General features: G+C 45.5%; 9 protein-coding genes. 4 read left to right on the forward strand and 5 right to left on the reverse strand.

Translation table 11 applies throughout. From position 1 onward, the window contains the following. The coding region (locus VB711_RS19420; protein WP_323287889.1) for a hypothetical protein at positions 1–319 on the forward strand (319 nt) is incomplete at its 5' end. Here the strand turns inward: VB711_RS19420 and VB711_RS19425 are convergent. The 4 genes from VB711_RS19425 to VB711_RS19440 form a co-directional block, all read right to left on the reverse strand. Further along, on the reverse strand, positions 289–846 hold the full coding sequence (locus VB711_RS19425; protein WP_323287890.1) for a Uma2 family endonuclease: 558 nt from the start codon (positions 844–846) through the stop codon (positions 289–291). The two genes, VB711_RS19420 and VB711_RS19425, sit on opposite strands and share 31 nt — an antisense overlap. A gap of 30 nt (positions 847–876) precedes the next feature. Beyond that, a complete protein-coding gene (locus tag VB711_RS19430; RefSeq protein ID WP_323287891.1) occupies positions 877–1,128 on the reverse strand; it encodes a hypothetical protein in 252 nt (83 codons plus the stop codon). A 138-nt stretch (positions 1,129–1,266) separates the two neighbouring features. Next, entirely contained in the window at positions 1,267–1,653 is a 387-nt protein-coding gene (locus VB711_RS19435; protein WP_323287892.1) for a type II toxin-antitoxin system VapC family toxin, read from the reverse strand. Next, positions 1,650–1,874, reverse strand: a complete 225-nt coding sequence (locus VB711_RS19440) for a DUF2281 domain-containing protein (RefSeq protein WP_323287893.1) — start codon at positions 1,872–1,874, stop codon at positions 1,650–1,652. The genes VB711_RS19435 and VB711_RS19440 overlap by 4 nt, the downstream gene beginning before the upstream one ends. Positions 1,875–1,887: 13 nt before the next feature. On the opposite strand from VB711_RS19440, the gene VB711_RS19445 reads away from it, so the two are divergent. The 3 genes from VB711_RS19445 (at position 1,888) to VB711_RS19455 (ending at position 3,024) form a co-directional block, all read left to right on the forward strand. Then, on the forward strand, positions 1,888–2,292 hold the full coding sequence (locus VB711_RS19445; protein ID WP_323287894.1) for a hypothetical protein: 405 nt from the start codon (positions 1,888–1,890) through the stop codon (positions 2,290–2,292). Between the two features lie 173 nt (positions 2,293–2,465). Further along, the gene (locus VB711_RS19450) at positions 2,466–2,705 is read left to right on the forward strand and encodes a DUF433 domain-containing protein (protein ID WP_323287895.1); all 240 of its coding nucleotides are present in this window, start codon (positions 2,466–2,468) and stop codon (positions 2,703–2,705) included. Beyond that, positions 2,689–3,024 (forward strand): DUF5615 family PIN-like protein, encoded by a 336-nt coding sequence (locus VB711_RS19455; protein ID WP_323287896.1) that lies wholly within the window; start codon positions 2,689–2,691, stop codon positions 3,022–3,024. The genes VB711_RS19450 and VB711_RS19455 overlap by 17 nt, the downstream gene beginning before the upstream one ends. Positions 3,025–3,042: 18 nt before the next feature. On the opposite strand, the gene VB711_RS19460 is transcribed toward VB711_RS19455, so the two are convergent. Next, positions 3,043–3,388, reverse strand: a 346-nt coding sequence (locus tag VB711_RS19460; protein WP_323287897.1) for a hypothetical protein, incomplete at its 5' end; no start/stop codon positions are given.

Here is a 3,388-nt window from a genome sequence, read left to right on the forward strand (position 1 = left end):
ATACCCCAAAAAGCGATCGCCCTCCATACCCCAAAAAGCGATCGCCCTCCCACATCCCAAAAAGCGATCGCCCTCCCACATTCCCAAAAAGCGATCGCCCTCCCACACCCAAAAAGCGATCGCACTCTCACATCCCCAAAAGCGATCGCCCTCCCACACCCCAAAAGCGATCGCCCTCCCACATTCCCAAAAAGCGATCGCCCTCCCACACCCAAAAAGCGAACTGACAAGTCAGCGCTTGCGCTATCGCACTCCACATCCCCACATCCATCCCAAAAAGCGATCCTCTCAAAAAATTAACCAGCTAAATATTTCTTGAACGGTTATATCTAATTCAACCCCTGTAAGAACTGGTAAGTGATCGCTATTTTTAAGTTCCCTAACTCGGCGATCGCTGTCTACTACTAAAATACTCTCATCTTCAGGATCAAGCAACCAGCCCAACTCAGTACCATACTCAGCACAGTGTAGTAATTTTGCTAGGACTTGTTTATACCTTTGATCGGGAGAGAGAATTTCAATAGCCCAATCTGGATGGATTTCAAAACGATTAGCAATCCGTCCTGACGACAATCGAGGGATTCGCTCCCAACGAAATATAGCTATATCTGGAACGATCGCTAACCCACCAAAAACACAGCGTAGTTCTGGAAAAGCTTTGGCAATTTTTTGAGGTTTAGTAATTTGATTAATAGTTTCGCATAAATCGATCTGAAGTTGGCTATGTTCCCCTTGAGGCATTGGTTTCTGTGTGATTTGTCCATGAATAAATTCAGAAGCAGGTTCTGTTTCTGGCAATTGCAAAAATTCTGCGATAGTTGTGGGTTTAACTGCTGCAATAGTCATAGATTTATGCCTTCTCAAACCTCTTTAATTTTAACAGCGATCGCCCTCACATCCCCAAAAAGCGATCGCCCTCCAAATTCCCCAAAAAGCGATCGCCCTCCCAGATTCCCAAAACAGCGATCGCACCCCACATCCTCCCAAACAGCGATCGCACTCCCAATATTCCCCAAATAGCGATCGCACCTCTCCACATCCCCAAAAGCGATCGCACCTCTCCACATCCCCTAAACAGCGATCGCCCCCCACATCTCCAAAAAGCGATCGCCCTTCCCACTTACCCAAAGAGCGATCGCACTTCCCACATCCCAAACAGCGATCGCACCCTCACATCCCAAACAGCGATCGCTCTCTCATTCCACAAATCACTGATCGCAACTCACCTCAAATCAAACAGCGATCGCTAATCTCACAAGATGATAATTACCAAATCACAGAGCATTCGTAACTTTTAAAAACGGAGTCACGGCTAACTAATGTTGCATTTTCAACTTTGGATTGAGTTATAAGCATTCTATCAAAGGGATCTTTATGGTGCAGTGGTAAAGTTTTTAATTCCAAAACATGAGGAAGTGTTACAGATATTAAACTGATATTATTTCGCTCCTGCTGAATCTTTAGCATAAGTTCTAGCTCGTCTCTGAGAGCAAGTTTGCCTAACTGAATTTTGATTTGCATTTCCCATAGACTGACAACGCTAATAATTACTTCATTATCAGGATCTTGAAGTAAGTGTATTGTGCTTTTAGGAATACACTCTGGATCGCTATGCCACCACATGAAAGCATGAGTATCAAGCAACAATTTCATGATTCTCCTAGCCAAAATTCATCAGGTAATGGATCGTCAAAATCATCAGTAAATATGCAAGATCCTAAACCAAGTCCTGCTTGGCGTAGCTGTTTGGATGAGGAGTCTTGAGGCTTTTGATTAATCTTTATTTCTACCCATTGCAATAATTGTGTAGCTAGTTGGATTTGCTCCTGAATGTCTAAATTTTTAGCTTCGTTTAAGAGTTCTTTTAATGGCATATAGTTGGCTACCTTGCAAGATACTACTGCAATCATTTTAGCGCGATCGCACCAATTTCTAAAACCAACGATCGCATCCCCCGCATCCCCCACATCCCCAAAAGCGATCGCCCCTCACATCCCCGAAAAGCGATCGCCCTCCCACACCCCAAAAGTGATCGCCCTCCCACACCCCAAAAGCGATCGCACTCCTCCACATCCCCAAACAGCGATCGCACCTCCACATCCCAAAAGTGATCGCTCTCCCACATCTCCAAAAAGCGATCGCCTCTCACACTCCCAAAAGCGATCGCTCCTCCCACATCCCCAAAAAGCGATCGCACCCACATCCCAAAAAGCGATCGCCCCTCCACATTCCCAAAAGCGATCGCTCCTCACATCCCCAAAAAGCGATCGCTCCTCACATCCCCAAAAGTGATCGCCCTCCCACACCCTAAAAAGCGAACTGACAAGTCAGCGCTTCGCTATCGCCCCCACATCCCAAAAAGCGATCGCACCTCTACATCCCCAACAGCGATAGCCCATCGATCATCTGTAAATTCTTGTAAGAGTGCTGTTATGATAAAAGTAAGTTATGTGTAAATCTTGATCATGAAAAACTATCACCATCGCATATGCATCAGCCCAAATATTCGTAGTGGTAAGCCATGTATAGTTAACACACGCATTGCTGTATCAGATGTGTTTGACTATCTCGGTGGTGGAATGAGTGTTGAAGAAGTATTAGATGATTTCCCTGATTTAACACTTGCAGATATACAGGCTTGTTTTGCGTTTGCTGCTGATCGCGATCGCCGTTTAACAGTGGTTCCCTATGAAGTTGCTGTTTGATGAGAATTTGTCTCCAAAATTACCTCGCATATTATCTGTAGATTTCCCAGAGAGTATGCACGTTCGTGATTGTGGGTTGAAGGGATTTTCTGATGAGGATATTTGGGAATATGCCCAGAATAATGGATTTACAATAGTTTCTAAGGATTCGGATTTTTATCAACGGAGTTTGCTTTATGGACATCCGCCGAAGCTTGTCTGGCTAAGAATTGGAAATTGTAATCGTGATATTCTCGTAGCTCTAATCACCAAGTATAAGAAACAAATCTATTTGCTAGGTAGTAATCCTTATGAGTCAATATTAGTGATTTTAAGTTGAATCGCCCCCAACAAAAAATCAACCAGAGATCGCCCCTTCCCTTCTCATTCTAAAAAGCGATCGCACCTCCCACGTCCCTAAAAGCGATCGCACTTCCCACATCCCAAAACAGCGATCGCCCCCCACATCCCCAAAAAGCGATCGCCCTCTCACACCCCAAAAAGCGATCGCACCCCCACATCCCCAAAAGCGATCGCCCTCCCACACCCCAAAAAGCGATCGCACCTCCCACATCCCCAAAAAGCAATTCTTACGGAGCGCTTCGCTATCGCCCCTCACATCCCCAAACAGTGATCGCACTCCCACATCCCAAAAAGCGATCGCATCCCCCACACCCCAAAAAGCGATCGCACTCTCACATCCT

The organism is Cronbergia sp. UHCC 0137 (genome assembly GCF_034932285.1).
Classification (GTDB): Bacteria; Cyanobacteriota; Cyanobacteriia; order Cyanobacteriales; family Nostocaceae; genus Cronbergia.